At 61.7% G+C, this 15,835-nt stretch carries 15 protein-coding genes; 9 read left to right on the top strand and 6 right to left on the bottom strand.

The features are described from left to right. Nucleotides 1-43: 43 nt before the first annotated feature. From AC07SI_RS01865 to tldD, 3 genes are read left to right on the top strand one after another with little or no spacing between them, the layout of a single operon-like run. The gene (locus AC07SI_RS01865) at nt 44-3,859 is read left to right on the top strand and encodes a YhdP family protein (RefSeq protein ID WP_495004975.1); all 3,816 of its coding nucleotides are present in this window, start codon (nt 44-46) and stop codon (nt 3,857-3,859) included. 48 nt (nt 3,860-3,907) lie between these two features. Then, the gene (locus AC07SI_RS01860; protein WP_495004974.1) at nt 3,908-4,756 is read left to right on the top strand and encodes a carbon-nitrogen hydrolase family protein; all 849 of its coding nucleotides are present in this window, start codon (nt 3,908-3,910) and stop codon (nt 4,754-4,756) included. A gap of 16 nt (nt 4,757-4,772) precedes the next feature. Continuing rightward, nucleotides 4,773-6,215: a metalloprotease TldD gene (gene tldD / locus AC07SI_RS01855; protein WP_495004973.1), complete on the top strand. Its 1,443-nt coding sequence runs from the start codon at nt 4,773-4,775 to the stop codon at nt 6,213-6,215. A gap of 45 nt (nt 6,216-6,260) precedes the next feature. Here tldD and yjgA read toward each other — a convergent pair whose 3' ends face one another. Continuing rightward, the gene (gene yjgA / locus AC07SI_RS01850) at nt 6,261-6,782 is read right to left on the bottom strand and encodes a ribosome biogenesis factor YjgA (protein ID WP_065900703.1); all 522 of its coding nucleotides are present in this window, start codon (nt 6,780-6,782) and stop codon (nt 6,261-6,263) included. A 108-nt stretch (nt 6,783-6,890) separates the two neighbouring features. Between yjgA and pmbA the strand changes: the two genes are divergently transcribed. From pmbA to AC07SI_RS01820, 6 genes are all read left to right on the top strand, one after another. Then, nucleotides 6,891-8,237: a metalloprotease PmbA gene (pmbA, locus tag AC07SI_RS01845; protein ID WP_065900704.1), complete on the top strand. Its 1,347-nt coding sequence runs from the start codon at nt 6,891-6,893 to the stop codon at nt 8,235-8,237. Nucleotides 8,238-8,382: 145 nt separating this feature from the next. Next, nucleotides 8,383-8,778, top strand: a complete 396-nt coding sequence (locus AC07SI_RS01840) for a FagA protein (protein ID WP_065900706.1) — start codon at nt 8,383-8,385, stop codon at nt 8,776-8,778. Beyond that, complete coding sequence (locus tag AC07SI_RS01835; RefSeq protein ID WP_106805146.1) at nt 8,771-10,147, top strand: class II fumarate hydratase; 1,377 nt, start codon at nt 8,771-8,773, stop codon at nt 10,145-10,147. The genes AC07SI_RS01840 and AC07SI_RS01835 overlap by 8 nt, the downstream gene beginning before the upstream one ends. Nucleotides 10,148-10,174: 27 nt before the next feature. Continuing rightward, nucleotides 10,175-10,618: a DUF2753 family protein gene (locus tag AC07SI_RS01830; protein WP_065900711.1), complete on the top strand. Its 444-nt coding sequence runs from the start codon at nt 10,175-10,177 to the stop codon at nt 10,616-10,618. A 1-nt stretch (nt 10,619) separates the two neighbouring features. Next, nucleotides 10,620-11,231, top strand: a complete 612-nt coding sequence (locus AC07SI_RS01825) for a superoxide dismutase (protein WP_065900714.1) — start codon at nt 10,620-10,622, stop codon at nt 11,229-11,231. Between the two features lie 34 nt (nt 11,232-11,265). Continuing rightward, on the top strand, nt 11,266-12,159 hold the full coding sequence (locus AC07SI_RS01820) for a ZIP family metal transporter (RefSeq protein ID WP_065900716.1): 894 nt from the start codon (nt 11,266-11,268) through the stop codon (nt 12,157-12,159). 87 nt (nt 12,160-12,246) lie between these two features. Here AC07SI_RS01820 and AC07SI_RS01815 read toward each other — a convergent pair whose 3' ends face one another. The 5 genes from AC07SI_RS01815 to AC07SI_RS01795 form a co-directional block, all read right to left on the bottom strand. Continuing rightward, nucleotides 12,247-12,519, bottom strand: coding sequence for an HPr family phosphocarrier protein (locus AC07SI_RS01815; protein ID WP_016974292.1), 273 nt, complete (start codon nt 12,517-12,519; stop codon nt 12,247-12,249). A gap of 16 nt (nt 12,520-12,535) precedes the next feature. Further along, on the bottom strand, nt 12,536-13,393 hold the full coding sequence (gene rapZ / locus AC07SI_RS01810) for an RNase adapter RapZ (RefSeq protein ID WP_065900719.1): 858 nt from the start codon (nt 13,391-13,393) through the stop codon (nt 12,536-12,538). A gap of 2 nt (nt 13,394-13,395) precedes the next feature. Continuing rightward, a complete protein-coding gene (ptsN, locus tag AC07SI_RS01805) occupies nt 13,396-13,860 on the bottom strand; it encodes a PTS IIA-like nitrogen regulatory protein PtsN (protein WP_065900720.1) in 465 nt (154 codons plus the stop codon). 10 nt (nt 13,861-13,870) lie between these two features. After that, entirely contained in the window at nt 13,871-14,176 is a 306-nt protein-coding gene (hpf, locus tag AC07SI_RS01800) for a ribosome hibernation-promoting factor, HPF/YfiA family (protein ID WP_003171804.1), read from the bottom strand. 75 nt (nt 14,177-14,251) lie between these two features. Beyond that, nucleotides 14,252-15,745: an RNA polymerase factor sigma-54 gene (locus AC07SI_RS01795; RefSeq protein ID WP_065900722.1), complete on the bottom strand. Its 1,494-nt coding sequence runs from the start codon at nt 15,743-15,745 to the stop codon at nt 14,252-14,254. Between the last annotated feature and the right edge of the window lie 90 nt (nt 15,746-15,835).

Here is a 15,835-nt window from a genome sequence, read left to right as displayed (position 1 = left end):
ACCTTGACCTGCTGTCCGTCTACTGCCTTGAGGGTCGCCTGACATGGAGCGTCTGATACGCTTTTTTGCCGCTTTGACCCGTTGGGGCCTGGGCCTGTGCACTTTGCTGCTGGTGTTGGCGGCGGTGTACGTGAGCCTGGGTCGTGAATTGACCCCGTTGGTGGCTGAATACCGCGCAGAAATTGAAGCCAAGGCCCAGGCTGCGGTGGACATGCCGCTGCAGATCGGCAGCCTCGAAGGGCGTTGGAGCGGTTTTGCGCCGGTGCTGCTGGCCCATGACGTGATGGTCGGCGAGGGCAGCAGTGCCTTGCGTCTGGACCAGGTCGAAGTGGTGCCGGACCTCTGGGCCAGCCTGATGGCGCGCGAAGTGCGCATTGCCCATCTGGAAGTCAGTGGCCTGCAATTGAGCGTCAAGGAAGACAAGGACGGCCATTGGGCCTTGCAAGGCTTGCCGGTGCAGGATGACCAGCCATTGGACCCGGAGCAGGTGCTCACGCGCATGCAGAGGGTCAAGCGCGTGTCTTTGCTCGACAGCCAGGTCACGTTGCAGCCGTACGGCCAGGCACCGCTGACCCTGACGTACGTAGGCCTGAGCCTGCACACGGGGGCCACCCGCCAGCGCCTGGATGCCCGCCTGACACTGCCCGACGGCCAGCCGCTGGCCCTGAGCCTGCGCAGTCGCATTCGCGCGAGCCAGTGGAAAGACGGTGCCGTCGATGCCTACCTGAGCCTGCCACAAAGCGATTGGGCCAAGTGGATTCCGGCCCGGCTGACCCAGCAGTGGAAACTCACCCAATTCAAGGCCGGCGGCGAATTCTGGTTGAGCTGGGGCCAGCGCACCGTGCAGAGCGCGGTGGTGCGTCTTAATTCGCCACAGGTGAAGGGCAGCTACGCCGACCGCAAGCCCGTGCATATCGAAAACCTCGCGCTGACAGCGTACGTGCAACGCAGCGAGAGCGGTCTCAAGGTGTTGTTCGACTCGCTGGCCATGAACCTGGGGGACACCCGTTGGGAGTCGCGCCTGCAGCTGCAGCAAAGCCTGCCCACCGACACGGCGCAGGAGGTCTGGAAGCTGCAGGCTGACCGCCTGGACCTCACGCCGATCACCCCACTGTTGAATGCCCTGGCGCCGCTGCCCGAAGGCTTCGCCAAGACTATCGAACACCTCAAGGCCACCGGCTTGCTGCGTAATGTGCTGGTGGATTTCCGTCCCCAGGACAGCACCGACCAGAAGGTCAGCTTCGCCGCCAATCTTGAACGTGTGGGTTTTGATGCGTACTTCGGCGCGCCGGCTGCGCGCAACGTGTCCGGCAGCATCAGTGGCGACTTGGGCCATGGCGAGTTGCGCATGGACAGCAAGGACTTTTCCCTGCACCTCGACCCGATTTTCGCCAAGCCCTGGCAGTACCTCCAGGCCAATGCACGCCTGACCTGGAAACTCGACAAGCAGGGTTTCACCCTGATCGCCCCGTATATCAAGGTGCTGGGTGAGGAAGGCAAGATCGCGGCGGATTTCCTGATTCGCCTGCATTTCGACCATACCCAGGAAGACTACATGGACCTGCGGGTCGGCATGGTCGACGGCGATGGGCGTTTCACCCCCAAGTATTTGCCTGCGGTGCTGAGCCCGGCCCTGGACGAATGGCTGCGCACGGCGATTCTCAAGGGCGCGGTCGACCAGGGTTTCTTCCAGTACCAGGGTTCGCTGAACCACGACGCATTGCCGGCTTCACGCAACATCAGCCTGTTCTTCAAGGTGCATGATGCCGAGCTGGCGTTCCAGCCTGGCTGGCCGCATGTGAGCAAGGTCAAGGGCGAAGTGTTCGTCGAAGAGAGCGGGGTGCGCATCCTGGCCAGCAAGGGCCAACTGCTCGACACCAAGGTCAAGGACGTCTACGTCAATATTCCGCACGCGCCTGAGGGCAAGGACAGCCACCTGTTGCTCACCGGCGAATTTGCCGGCGGGCTTGGCGATGGCCTGAAGATCCTGCAGGAAGCTCCGATCGGTACGGCATCGACCTTTGCCGGCTGGAAAGGCGAGGGCGACCTGAAAGGCAAGCTCGACCTGGACATTCCATTGGCCAAGGGCACCGAGCCCAAGATCGTGGTGGATTTCCAGACCGACAAGGCGCGCCTGCAATTGGCTGAGCCGACCCTGGACCTGACCCAGCTCAAGGGCGATTTCCGTTTTGACAGTGCCAAGGGCCTGAGCGGCCAGAACATCACGGCCCAGGCGTTCGACCGGCCGATTACCGCGCAGATTTTCGCCGATGGCAAGCCGGGTAGTATCAGCACCCGTGTGACGGCCAAGGGGCAGGTCACGGTCAAGCGGCTGACCGATTGGCTGAAAATCAGCCAGCCATTGCCAGTATCCGGGGATATCCCGTACCAGCTGCAGGTCAACCTGGACGGTGCCGACAGCCAGTTGATGGTCAGTTCCAACCTCAAGGGCGTGGCGGTGGACCTGCCGGCCCCGTTCGGCATGCCGGCCAGCCAGGGCCGCGACAGCACATTCCGCATGACCTTGCAGGGTGCCGAGCGGCGCTACTGGTTTGACTATGGCGAGTTGGCGAACTTTACCTTTGCCGCGCCGCCGGAAAAATTCAATGACGGGCGCGGCGAGTTGTTCCTCGGCGATGGCGATGCGGTGCTGCCCGCAGGCAAGGGCCTGCGGATTCGCGGTGTGCTCTCCGAGTTGGATATCGACCCGTGGAAAAAACTGGTCGACCGCTATGCGGGCAAGGACCCGGGCGGCAGCGCCAAGCAATTGCTCAGCGGCGCAGACTTCAAGGTGGGCAAACTGACCGGCTTTGGCACCCAGTTTGATCAGGTCAGCCTGCAACTGGACCGCAAGCCTGCCGCTTGGGGCCTGCAGCTCGACAGCCAGCAAGCCAAAGGCACGGTGAACCTGCCGGACGCCAAGGGCGCTCCGATTGCGGTCAACCTGCAATACGTGAAACTGCCGGCGGTGGACCCGACGGTGCAGGCCGACGAGAACGCCCCGGACCCATTGGCCGACGTCGACCCCAAGGACATTCCGGCCCTGGATATCGCGATTGATCAACTGTTCCAAGGGCCCGACCTTGTCGGGGCGTGGTCACTGAAAATCCGTCCGACCGCCAAGGGCCTCGCCTTCAGCAACCTGGACCTGGGGCTCAAGGGCATGCAGCTCAAGGGCGCCGGTGGCTGGGAAGGTGCGCCGGGAGCCAGCGGCAGCTGGTACAAGGGCCGCCTGGATGGCAAGAACATCGGTGATGTGCTCAAGGGCTGGGGCTACGCGCCGACGGTCACCAGCAAGGACTTTCACCTGGATGTGGACGGTCGCTGGCCCGGTTCGCCGGCTTATGTCGGGCCGAAGCGTTTCTCCGGCAGCCTGGACGCGGCTTTCCGCAGCGGCCAGTTCGTTGAAGTGGAAGGCGGCGCCCAGGCGCTGCGGGTGTTTGGCCTGCTTAACTTCAACTCCATCGGCCGCCGTTTGCGCCTGGACTTCTCCGACCTGCTCGGCAAAGGCCTGAGCTATGACCGGGTCAAAGGCTTGTTGGCCGCCAGCAATGGCGTGTTCGTGACCCGTGAGCCCATCACCATGACCGGGCCGTCGACCAACCTGGAGCTCAACGGCACCCTGGACCTGGTGGCCGATCGGGTCGACGCCAAGTTGCTGGTGACCCTGCCCGTCACCAATAACCTGCCGATTGCTGCGCTGATCGTGGGGGCGCCGGCCATTGGCGGCGCGTTGTTCCTGATCGACAAGTTGATCGGCGACCGTGTGGCGCGCTTTGCCAGCGTGCAATACAAGGTGGAAGGCCCGTGGAAGGATCCAAAAATCACCTTCGACAAGCCATTTGAAAAACCAAACTGAGAGCCTGTGGAGTAGCATGGCCGCATGCCTTCTATGGAGTAGCGGCCCATGTCCTTTGCGGTAATTCAAATGGTCAGCCAGAGTGATGTGCTGGCCAATCTCGCCCAGGCCCGGCGTTTGCTGGAGCAAGCGGCGGCAGGCGGTGCGAAGCTGGCGGTATTGCCGGAAAACTTTGCCGCCATGGGCCGCCGCGACGTGGCCGCTATCGGTCGCGCCGAGGCATTGGGTGAAGGCCCGATCCTGCCATGGTTGAAACAGACCGCCCGCGACCTCACCTTATGGATAGTGGCCGGCACTGTGCCGTTGCCGCCCAGGGACTATCCGGATGCCAAGGTCAATGCCTGCTCGCTGCTGATCGATGATCAGGGCGAGATCGTTGCCCGCTACGACAAGTTGCACCTGTTCGATGTGGATGTTGCGGATGCCCGGGGTCGTTATCGCGAATCCGACGACTATGCTTTCGGTGGCAACGTGGTGGTGGCGGATACGCCGGTGGGCCGGTTGGGCCTGACCGTGTGCTACGACCTGCGCTTCCCGGAGTTGTACAGCGAGTTGCGTGCGGCGGGGGCTGAATTGATTACGGCGCCCTCGGCCTTCACCGCAGTGACCGGCGCCGCGCACTGGGACGTGCTGATTCGCGCACGCGCCATCGAGACCCAGTGCTACTTGCTGGCGGCAGCCCAGGGGGGCGTGCATCCGGGCCCTCGGGAAACTTACGGCCACGCGGCGATCGTCGACCCGTGGGGGCGTGTGCTGACACAACAGGATCAAGGCGAAGCGGTGTTGCTGGCCGCACGCGACAGCAGTGAACAGGCGTCGATACGGGCGCGCATGCCGGTGGTCAACCATCGGCGCTTTTTCTCGCAGGGCGCGCAGCGACCTGCTTCAGAACGATGAATTTAAGGCCAAACCTATGAGCGAGTTGTTGTCCTCAGTCAGTGAATACCTCCTGGCACCCGGTGGCGTGACCATCGAAAGTCTGCAAACCGTGCTCGGCGATCTGGCCGGGCCCGGCATCGACGCCGCCGACCTGTATTTCCAGGGACAGATTTCCGAGTCCTGGGCGCTGGAAGATGGCATCGTCAAGGAAGGCAGTTTCAACCTCGACCAGGGCGTGGGCGTGCGTGCGCAGTCCGGTGAGAAAACCGGCTTCGCCTACAGCAACGCAATCACGCTGGAGGCCCTCGGACTGGCCGCGCGTGCTGCGCGTTCGATTTCCCGCGCCGGCCAGAACGGCACGGTGCAGGCGTTCAGCACCCAGGATGTGGCGCAATTGTATGCGCCGGATAACCCCCTGGAAGTGATCAGCCGCGCGGAAAAAGTCGATTTGCTCAAGCGTATCGATGCGGCCACCCGCGCTCTCGACCCGCGTATCCAGCAAGTCACCGTGAGCATGGCCGGTGTGTGGGAGCGCATCCTGGTGGCCTCCACCGACGGCGGCCTGGCGGCGGATGTGCGCCCGCTGGTGCGGTTCAATGTCAGTGTGATCGTCGAGCAGAACGGCCGTCGCGAGCGCGGCGGCCATGGCGGCGGCGGGCGTACCGACTACCGATATTTCCTCACCGATGACCGCGCCATGGGGTATGCCCGTGAGGCGCTGCGCCAGGCGCTGGTCAATCTGGAGGCGATTCCGGCGCCGGCCGGCACGTTGCCGGTGGTGCTGGGGTCGGGCTGGTCCGGTGTGTTGCTGCACGAAGCGGTCGGTCATGGCCTGGAAGGCGACTTCAACCGCAAGGGCAGCTCCGCCTACAGCGGGCGCATGGGCGAGATGGTCGCGTCCAAGCTGTGCACGATTGTCGATGACGGCACCCTGGCCGGTCGCCGTGGCTCGCTGAGTGTCGACGACGAAGGCACTCCGACCGAGTGCACCACCCTGATCGAAAACGGCGTGCTCAAGGGCTACATGCAAGACAAGCTCAACGCCCGCCTGATGGGCGTGGCGCGCACCGGTAACGGCCGTCGCGAGTCCTATGCGCACCTGCCAATGCCGCGCATGACCAACACGTACATGCTCGGTGGCGAAAGCGATCCGGCGGAAATCATCGCCTCGGTGAAACGCGGTATCTACTGCGCCAACCTCGGTGGCGGCCAGGTGGATATCACCAGTGGCAAGTTCGTGTTCTCCACCAGCGAGGCGTACCTGATCGAAGACGGCAAGATTACCGCGCCGGTCAAGGGGGCAACGTTGATTGGCAACGGCCCGGAAGCCATGAGCAAGGTGTCGATGGTCGGCAACGACCTGGCGCTGGACAGCGGCGTGGGCACGTGCGGGAAAGATGGGCAGTCGGTGCCGGTGGGTGTCGGCCAGCCAACGCTGAAGATTGATGCGATCACCGTGGGTGGCACGGGGTCGTAAGCCGTGGAGCGCCGGGTGGCGAAGGTCGCCACCCGGGGAAGAGGATCAGCGCAGGCCGCGTTGAGTCTCGTCCAGCTCACGGATGTACTTGAAGATTTTACGGCTGGTGGCCGGAGCCTTGTTTTGCGCCAGTTCGTGCTGGGCCTGACGAATCAGGGAGCGCAGTTGCTGGCGGTCCGCGTCCGGATAATCCACTACAAACTTCTCCAGTACAGCGTCATCGCCCGAGATCAGGCGGTCACGCCAACGTTCCAGGTTATGGAAACGTTCGTTGTACTGGCGAGTGGAGGCATCGAGTTGATCGAGCAAGGTCAGAATGGCGTCAGTGTCCTGGTCGCGCATCAGTTTGCCGATAAACGAGATGTGCCGTTTGCGCGCGATATTCGCGGTGTGCTTGGGTGCATCCGCCAGGGCCCGGCGCATTTCGTCGGTCAGTGGCAGTTTTGCAATCAAGTCCGGCTTGAGCGTTGTAAGGCGCTCGCCGAGGTCAACCAGAGCATGCAGCTCACGTTTGACCTGGGATTTGCTTTTCTCCCCATCGAGGGAGTCGTCGTAAGAATCAACCATGGTGGCAGTCCGCAAAGAAACGCCGCCATGATAACCAGTCGGGGGCCGCTTGTCCGGCCCGGTCGCTCGATGGCCTTAACCGAAAGCAGAATTTGAGTGGAGAAAACCATGAGTGCAGCCCAAAGCGTCGGTCCGCAAGCGTTACCGGCACTGCAGGAACAAGTCGAGCAGATCCTTGCCGAGGCCAAGCGCCAGGGGGCCAGCGCCTGTGAAGTTGCGGTGTCGCTGGAGCAGGGGCTGTCGACGTCGGTACGCCAGCGGGAAGTCGAAACCGTCGAATTCAACCGTGACCAGGGCTTTGGCATCACCTTGTACGTGGGCCAGCGCAAAGGTTCGGCCAGCACCTCGGCGAGTGGCCCGGAGGCGATTCGCGAAACCGTGGCCGCCGCCTTGGCAATCGCCAAGCACACCTCCGAGGATGAAAGCTCGGGCCTGGCCGATAAAGCGCTGATGGCCAAGGACCTGAAGGACTTCGATCTGTTCCACGCCTGGGACATCACGCCCGAGCAAGCCATCGAGCAGGCACTGACCTGTGAGGCGGCGGCGTTCGACGCTGATGCCCGCATCAAGAACGCTGATGGCACCACGTTGAGCACCCATCAGGGCTGTCGCGTGTATGGCAACAGCCATGGTTTTATCGGCGGTTATGCATCCACTCGACACAGCTTGAGCTGCGTGATGATCGCCGAGGCCAATGGCCAGATGCAGCGTGACTACTGGTACGACGTGAACCGCCAGGGCGATTTGTTGGCGGATCCGGCCAGTATTGGCCAGCGCGCTGCACAACGTGCCGCGAGCCGCCTGGGCGCGCGCCCGGTGCCGACGTGCGAAGTGCCAGTGCTGTTTTCCGCGGAGCTGGCCGGCGGCTTGTTCGGCAGTTTCCTGGGGGCGATTTCCGGTGGCAACCTGTACCGTAAATCATCGTTCCTGGAAGGCGCGATCGGCCAGCAGCTGTTTCCGGAGTGGCTGACCATCGACGAACGTCCGCACCTGATGCGGGCCATGGGCAGTTCGGCGTTCGACGGCGATGGCCTGGCGACTTATGCCAAGCCGTTCGTCGAGAAAGGTGAATTGGTGTCCTACGTGTTGGGCACCTACTCGGGCCGCAAGCTCGGCCTGCCGAGCACTGCAAACTCCGGTGGCGTACACAACCTGTTCGTCACCCACGGCGACGAAGACCAGGCGGCGTTGTTGCGGCGCATGGGCCGTGGCCTGCTGGTGACCGAGTTGATGGGCCAGGGCCTGAACATGGTCACCGGGGATTATTCGCGCGGTGCGGCGGGGTTCTGGGTCGAAAACGGCGAGATTCAATTTGCCGTCCAGGAAGTCACCATTGCCGGCAATATGCGCGACATGTTCAAGCAGATCGTTGCGGTCGGCAATGATCTGGAGCTGCGCAGCAATATTCGCACGGGTTCGGTATTGATCGAACGGATGACCGTCGCCGGCAGCTGACCGTAGCGAGGTTCAACCAAAGCGCGTTATCCCACGGATAGCGCGCTTTTTTTATGCCTGCCTGACAGGTGGATTACTCTGCCGTCATTGCGTTGATTCTCAATATCATTTAATAATAAATATCATTACCGAATGAGTGTGGATCATGAGTTCTGTCCTGCATGAGGATCCGTACCTGGAGAGCTGGCGCTGGATGAGTCGTCAGATTCGCTGTGGCCTGGATCCGAATGAACCTCGCCTGATCGAACATTACCTCAACGAAGGTCGATACCTGGCCTGTTGCACGGCCACCCATCCGTGGACGATCGCTGAAACGTCGTTCCGGCTGCTGATCGACACCGCCAGCGATATCGCCTTGCCCTGGCACTGGCGTTCCCTGTGCCTGGACCAAGCCTGGCGCCCGCTGCGCGACCTGGAAAAACTCTCCCGCTGTGCCTGCCGCCTCAAGCGCTGGCAGACCTTTGCCTGGCAATTGGCGACCTGCGAATTGCTGCCGTCTATTTCTCACTCCGACCTGGTGCAAGGATCTAACGATGAGTAACACCCGTATCGAACGCGACAGCATGGGCGAACTGCAGGTACCGGCCGAGGCCTTGTACGGTGCGCAAACCCAGCGTGCGGTGAACAACTTTCCGATCAGCCATCAGCGTATGCCGGCGCAGTTCATCCGCGCCCTGATCCTGGCCAAGACGGCGGCCGCCAAGGTCAACGTCGACCTCAAGCAAATCAGCGAAGGGCAGGGCAAGGCCATCGTCGATGCCGCCCAGGGCTTGCTCGAAGGCGATTTCATGCAGCACTTCCCGGTGGACATCTTCCAGACCGGTTCCGGCACCAGCTCCAACATGAACGCCAACGAAGTGATCGCGACCCTCGCCAGCCGTTTGCTCGGCGAAGCGGTCAATCCCAATGATCACGTCAACTGCGGGCAAAGCAGCAACGACATCATCCCGACCACGATCCACGTCAGCGCCGCGCTGGTGCTGCACGAGCAAACGCTGCCGGCACTGCTGCACCTGGTACAGGTGATCGAGCAGAAGGCCGAAGAAGTCCATCCGTTCATCAAGACCGGCCGTACTCACCTGATGGACGCCATGCCCGTGCGCATGAGCCAGGTGCTCAACGGTTGGGCTCAGCAGCTCAAGGCCAATATCGGTCATTTGCAGGACCTGCTGCCGAGCCTGCAGGCCCTGGCCCAGGGCGGTACGGCGGTGGGCACCGGGATCAATGCGCACCCGGAATTTGCTGCGCGCTTCAGCCAGCAACTGAGCAGCCTGACCGGCGTGAAGTTCACCCCGGGCAAGAACCTGTTCGCGTTGATTGGCTCCCAGGACACCGCCGTCGCCGTCTCGGGCCAGTTGAAAGCCGTTGCCGTCTCGCTGATGAAAATCGCCAATGACCTGCGCTGGATGAACTCCGGCCCGCTCGCCGGCCTCGGTGAAATCGAACTGGAGGGCCTGCAGCCTGGCTCGTCGATCATGCCCGGCAAGGTCAATCCGGTGATCCCGGAAGCGACTGCGATGGTCGCCGCGCAGGTGATCGGCAACGACAGTGTGATCACCATCGCCGGCCAGTCGGGCAATTTCGAGCTGAACGTGATGTTGCCGATCATCGCGCAGAACCTGCTCGGCAGCCTGGAGCTGCTGGCCAATTCCAGTCGCCTGTTGGCGGACAAGGCCATCGCCAGCTTCAAGGTCAACGAAGCCAAGCTCAAGGAAGCGCTCTCGCGCAACCCGATCCTGGTCACCGCACTCAACCCGATCATTGGTTACCAAAAGGCCGCTGAAATCGCCAAGAAGGCCTATCAGCAAGGCCGCCCGGTGATTGATGTCGCCCTCGAGCACACCGACTTGCCGCGCAGCCAACTGGAGGTCCTGCTGGACCCGGAAAAGCTCACGGCCGGCGGCGTGTAATCACCGACACTGCTTTGGAGGCTCACCATGGAGCATTGGAAACGCACGATCGAACGGGCCAATCGCTGCTTTATGCAGGGCGAGCTGGTAGACGCTCGCGAGGCCTATCTACAGGCCCTGGCCCTGGCTCAGGTGTTGTTCGAGCGCTGGGCGGATGCCGACGAAGCGGTGGCGGCTTGCGTCATTTCCCATCACAACCTGGCGGACCTGCACCTGCGCCTGAACCAGCCGGAGGAGAGCGCCGAATACCTTTGCGCCATCCACCAGCGCCTCTTGCAGACCATGCAGGACCCGCGCCTGAGCCCGCAATTGCGTGAAGCGGCCCTGCGCCAGAGCAGCAAGACCTACGTTGAGCTGTTGAATTTCATCAGCGACCACGGCGAGTACCCGCGTACTCATCGGCTGCTGGGCAGCACGGCGGCGCCCTCGGATGCGTCGACTCGCAACAGTCCTTATTACGGAGCACATTGAAATGTCCTACACCTTGCCTGCCTTGCCTTACGCCTACGATGCCCTGGAACCGCATATCGATGCGCAAACCATGGAGATTCACTACACCAAGCACCACCAGACCTACATCAATAACCTCAATGCTGCGGTCGAGGGCACCGAGTTCGCCGGCTGGCCGGTAGAGAAACTGGTCTCCAGCGTGCAACAACTGCCGGAAAAACTGCGTGCGGCGGTCATCAACCAAGGCGGTGGCCACGCCAACCACTCGTTGTTCTGGGCGGTGATGTCGCCCAAGGGTGGCGGCAAGCCAGAAGGCGCGCTGGGCAAGGCCATCGACGAGCAACTGGGCGGTTTCGACAGCTTCAAGGAGGCGTTCACCAAAGCCGCGTTGACGCGTTTCGGCAGTGGCTGGGCCTGGTTGAGCGTGACACCGCAAAAGACCCTGGTGGTGGAAAGCAGTGGTAACCAGGACAGCCCGCTGATGAACGGCAATACGCCGATCCTGGGCCTGGACGTCTGGGAACACGCTTACTACCTGCTGTACCAGAACCGTCGCCCGGAATACATCAATGCCTTCTACAGTGTTATCAACTGGCCGGAAGTTGCCGCGCGCTATCAGGCCGCCCTGGCCTGATCTTCACCCTTCATAACCCGATCTAAGGCCGACTATGGGCACGCAAACACTGGCGATCAGCAGCGGACGAATGTTTCGTTATGCGTTTGGCTCGCTGCTGCTATTGGCAGGTACTGCATTGTTGGTGGCCCATGGGCTGGCCTGGCTGGACCTGGAGCCGCGTATCTTGCGCGCCCTGCAGGGCGGGTCAATCTGTGCACTCGGCACGGCACTCGGCGCGGTGCCGGTGTTGGTGATTCGGCGCATGCCGGTGGCGTTGAGCGATACATTGCTGGGCTTTGGCGCCGGGGTAATGCTGGCGGCGACGGCGTTTTCGCTGATCGTGCCGGGCATTGCCGCGGCTGAAGGCCTCGGGCTCTCGCCCTGGGGCGCCAGTGGCTTGATCAGCTTCGGCATCATGCTGGGTGCATTCGGGTTGTATCTGGTTGACCGCAAGGTCTCCGGCGCAAGCCCGGAAATGTTGGTGGGCACGCCGGACAACCCGGTGATCCCGCCGCGCATCTGGCTGTTCGTGTTTGCCATTATTGCCCACAACATTCCGGAAGGCATGGCGGTGGGCGTTTCCGCCGGCGGCGGCATGCCGGACGCCGATAGCTTGGCCATGGGTATTGCCTTGCAGGACGTGCCCGAAGGGCTGGTGATTGCGTTGGTATTGGCCGGGGCCGGGATGTCGCGGGTCAAGGCCTTCCTGATCGGAGCCGCGTCAGGCTTGGTGGAGCCGGTATTTGCAGTGCTTTGCGCATGGCTGGTGAGCCTGGCCGAGGTGCTGTTGCCGTTGGGCCTGGCCCTGGCTGCTGGGGCGATGCTGTTGGTGGTGACCCACGAAGTGATCCCGGAGTCGCGGCGCAATGGTCATGAGAAGCTCGCCAGCCTGGGATTGTGCATCGGGTTCTGCTTGATGATGGTGATGGATACAGCCCTGGGGTAAACCGCTCCCGGTTAGGCGTCGGCTCGCCGGCGCTCGGTCGCGGTCTTGAAGGACGCTATCGCCGGCAAGCCGGGCTCCTACGGAAGGTTATTCGCCTTCGTCGAAGAAGTTATTGATCAATGCCACCAGTGCGGCCATTGCTTCGTCTTCCTGCTCACCCTCGGTCTTCAGATGAATCTTGGTGCCCTTGCCGGCAGCCAGCATCATCATGGCCATGATGCTCTTGCCGTCGACCATGGATTCCGGGGTGCGCCCGGCGCGGATCTGACAGGGAAACTGCCCGGCAACACCGACGAATTTGGCCGAGGCGCGGGCGTGCAGGCCCAGCTTGTTGATGATTTCAATTTCCAGAGCGGGCATCGCGGGGGTGTTCCTTTCAGCTAAGGTCGCGGTGGCGAACCTGGACGTTCTTGAGGGTTTGTTGCAGCACCTGGCCCAGGCGCTCGGTCAGGTAGACGGAACGGTGGTGGCCGCCGGTGCAGCCGATGGCGATGGTGACATAGGCGCGGTTGCTCGCGGCAAAGCGCGGCAGCCATTTGAGCAGGTAGCTGGAGATGTCCTGGAACATCTCCTCCACATCCGGCTGCGCTGCCAGGTAATCGGCCACCGGCTGATCCAGCCCGGACTGATCACGCAGTTCCGGTTTCCAGTAGGGGTTGGGCAGGCAACGCACATCGAACACCAGGTCGGCGTCCACCGGCATGCCCCGCTTGAAGCCAAAAGACTCCACGAGAAATGCTGTGCCAGGCTCCGGCTGATTCAGCAGGCGCAGCTTGATGGCATCGCGCAGCTGGTACAGGTTGAGGCTGGTGGTGTTGATCTTGAGGTCGGCGAGGTCGATGATCGGCCCCAGCAACTTGGTCTCATCTTCGATGGCTTCAGCCAGCGAGCGATGAGGGCTGCTGAGCGGGTGGCGTCGGCGGGTTTCGGAGAAGCGCTTGAGCAGCGTCTCTTCGTCGGCGTCCAGGTACAGCACATCGCAATGAATGTGTTTGGCGCGCACTTCCTCGAGCAATTGCGGGAAGCGCTCAAGGTGGCTGGGCAGGTTGCGGGCGTCAATGGAAACAGCGACCAGGGGTTGCGCCAGTTCGGTGTGGATCAACGCACGTTCCGCCAATTCCGGCAGCAGGCCGGCGGGCAGGTTGTCGATGCAATAGAAACCGTTGTCCTCAAGAACATTGAGGGCGGTGCTTTTACCCGAGCCGGAGCGGCCGCTGACGATGATCAAACGCATGATTACTGCCCGTTTTGTTCATCCAGGACAACCTGATAGAGCGCCTCACTGGTGGCAGCGCTGCGCAGTTTGTCGCGTACTTCCTTGCGGTCTAGCATGCTGGCGATCTGCCGAAGCAGCTCCAGGTGCGCATCGGTGGCAGCCTGTGGGACCAGCAGTACAAACAGCAGGTCGACCGGGGCGCCGTCGATGGCGTCGAAATCGATAGGTTTTTCCATGTGCAGCAAGGCGCTGACAGGTGTTTCACAGCCTTGCAGGCGGCAGTGTGGAATGGCGATGCCGTTACCAAAACCGGTCGAACCCAGTTTTTCACGGGCGATCAGCGACTCATAGACAACTTGCTCATCCAATTCAGGCACTTGGCCATGGATCAGTTTGGCAATTTCTTCGAGGGCTTTCTTTTTGCTGCCGCCCGGCACGTTCACGAGGGAACGGCCGGGGGTCAGGATGGTTTCAAGTCGGATCATGGGGGGAGAGTTAACGACCTGTACCTTGCATCAGGTGCAGATTCTTTTCCTTATGCTTTATGAGTTGGCGGTCCAGCTTGTCGTAGAGCGAGTCGATCGCCGCGTACATGTCCTCATGTTCCGCATTGGCGACGAGCTTGGCATTCGGTACGTGCAGGGTGGCCTCGATTTTCTGCTTGAGCTTATCGACCTCCATGATGACCTGCACGTTGGTGATCTTGTCAAAATGCCCCGCAAGTTTGTTCAACTTGCTCTCGGTGTACTCACGCAGGGGCTTGGTGACTTCCAGCTGGTGTCCACTGATGTTGACTTGCATACAGCTTCTCCTTCGTTGCCAGTGCATAAAGCGGCAGGCCGGGGTGCCTGCCACTGGAACGCTTTGGCCCGCCCGTCACATCAAACGCTTTCGCTCGCTGGAAGGCGCGATCCCAAGGGATTCGCGGTACTTGGCGACGGTTCGACGGGCGACCTGAATGCCTTGTGCCTCCAGTAAACCAGCGATCTTGCTGTCACTCAACGGCTTTTTCTGATTTTCCGCGGCAACCAGTTTTTTGATGATCGCGCGAATCGCCGTGGACGAGCATTCGCCGCCTTCAGAGGTGCTGACATGGCTGGAGAAAAAGTATTTCAGCTCATATATACCGCGTGGGGTATGCATGAATTTTTGCGTGGTCACCCGCGAGATCGTCGATTCATGCATGCCCACCGCCTCGGCGATGTCGTGCAGGACCAGCGGTTTCATTGCTTCGTCGCCATATTCCAGGAAGCCGCGCTGATGCTCGACGATCTGGGTGGCGACTTTCATCAGGGTTTCGTTGCGGCTTTGCAGGCTCTTGATGAACCAGCGCGCTTCCTGCAATTGGTTGCGCATGAAGGTGTTGTCGGCGCTGGTGTCGGCGCGGCGCACAAAACCGGCATATTGCGGGTTGACCCGCAGGCGTGGCACGGATTCCTGGTTCAGCTCCACCAGCCAGCGCTCGTTGTCCTTGCGCACGATCACGTCAGGCACCACGTATTCGGCTTCGCTGGACTCGATCTGCGAGCCCGGACGCGGGTTGAGGCTCTGCACCAGTTCGATGACCTGGCGCAGGTCGTCTTCCTTGAGCTTCATGCGGCGCATCAGCTGGCTGTAGTCGCGGCTGCCGAGCAGGTCGATATAGTCGGTCACCAGGCGCTGGGCCTCGACCAGCCAAGGGGTCTTGGCTGGCAGTTGGCGCAGTTGCAGCAACAGGCATTCACTGAGGGTGCGCGCGCCAATGCCGGCGGGCTCGAACTGCTGGATGCGGTGCAGGACGGCTTCAATCTCGTCCAGCTCGATATCCAGCTCCGGATCGAAGGCTTCGAGGATCTCTTCGAGCGTTTCGTCCAGATAACCCTGGTTATTGATGCAGTCGATCAGGGTCACGGCGATCAGGCGATCGGTGTCCGACATCGGCGCCAGGTTCAGTTGCCACAGCAGATGGCTCTGCAGGCTCTCGCCGGCTGAGGTGCGCGTGGTGAAGTCCCATTCGTCATCGTCGTTACTGGGCAGGCTGCTGGCGCTGGTCTGGTAGACGTCTTCCCAGGCGGTGTCCACGGGAAGTTCGTTGGGGATGCGTTCGTTCCAGTCGCCTTCCTCAAGGTTATCCACCGTTGGGGCGGTTTCCTGGTAGGAGGGTTCCTGCACGTCGGAATTGGGTTTTTGCTCGATGTTGTCGGCCAGCGGGTCTGCATTATCGAAGTCGTCGCCTTCTTCCTGGCGTTCGAGCATCGGATTGGACTCCAGGGCCTCCTGGATTTCCTGTTGCAGGTCCAGGGTCGACAATTGGAGCAGGCGGATGGCCTGTTGCAGCTGCGGTGTCATCGTCAGCTGCTGGCCCATTCTCAGGACTAGCGATGGTTTCATGGCAGGGGCTTAACACCTTATTCGCCGGCGCAATGCGCCATCCACGACAGGGCGCGTGAGCGCCAAACATAAGCAAATTATATGCCTGAT

This window comes from Pseudomonas sp. GW821-FHT05D12 (genome assembly GCF_059419825.1).
The sequence above is the reverse complement of the archived record's forward strand: the minus strand, read 5'-3'. Positions and strand labels throughout refer to the sequence as shown.

Excerpts from the sequence above, each read along its gene's own strand:
- AC07SI_RS01860 (WP_495004974.1), top strand. The coding sequence starts at position 3,908 with ATGTCCTTTGCGGTAATTCAAATGGTCAGCCAGAGTGATGTGCTGGCC.
- AC07SI_RS01820 (WP_065900716.1), top strand. The coding sequence starts at position 11,266 with ATGGGCACGCAAACACTGGCGATCAGCAGCGGACGAATGTTTCGTTAT.
- AC07SI_RS01815 (WP_016974292.1), bottom strand. The coding sequence starts at position 12,519 with ATGCCCGCTCTGGAAATTGAAATCATCAACAAGCTGGGCCTGCACGCC.
- AC07SI_RS01835 (WP_106805146.1), top strand. The coding sequence starts at position 8,771 with ATGAGTAACACCCGTATCGAACGCGACAGCATGGGCGAACTGCAGGTA.
- AC07SI_RS01830 (WP_065900711.1), top strand. The coding sequence starts at position 10,175 with ATGGAGCATTGGAAACGCACGATCGAACGGGCCAATCGCTGCTTTATG.
- pmbA (WP_065900704.1), top strand. The coding sequence starts at position 6,891 with ATGAGTGCAGCCCAAAGCGTCGGTCCGCAAGCGTTACCGGCACTGCAG.
- AC07SI_RS01825 (WP_065900714.1), top strand. The coding sequence starts at position 10,620 with ATGTCCTACACCTTGCCTGCCTTGCCTTACGCCTACGATGCCCTGGAA.
- AC07SI_RS01795 (WP_065900722.1), bottom strand. The coding sequence starts at position 15,745 with ATGAAACCATCGCTAGTCCTGAGAATGGGCCAGCAGCTGACGATGACA.
- rapZ (WP_065900719.1), bottom strand. The coding sequence starts at position 13,393 with ATGCGTTTGATCATCGTCAGCGGCCGCTCCGGCTCGGGTAAAAGCACC.
- AC07SI_RS01865 (WP_495004975.1), top strand. The coding sequence starts at position 44 with ATGGAGCGTCTGATACGCTTTTTTGCCGCTTTGACCCGTTGGGGCCTG.
- tldD (WP_495004973.1), top strand. The coding sequence starts at position 4,773 with ATGAGCGAGTTGTTGTCCTCAGTCAGTGAATACCTCCTGGCACCCGGT.
- hpf (WP_003171804.1), bottom strand. The coding sequence starts at position 14,176 with ATGCAAGTCAACATCAGTGGACACCAGCTGGAAGTCACCAAGCCCCTG.
- ptsN (WP_065900720.1), bottom strand. The coding sequence starts at position 13,860 with ATGATCCGACTTGAAACCATCCTGACCCCCGGCCGTTCCCTCGTGAAC.
- yjgA (WP_065900703.1), bottom strand. The coding sequence starts at position 6,782 with ATGGTTGATTCTTACGACGACTCCCTCGATGGGGAGAAAAGCAAATCC.
- AC07SI_RS01840 (WP_065900706.1), top strand. The coding sequence starts at position 8,383 with ATGAGTTCTGTCCTGCATGAGGATCCGTACCTGGAGAGCTGGCGCTGG.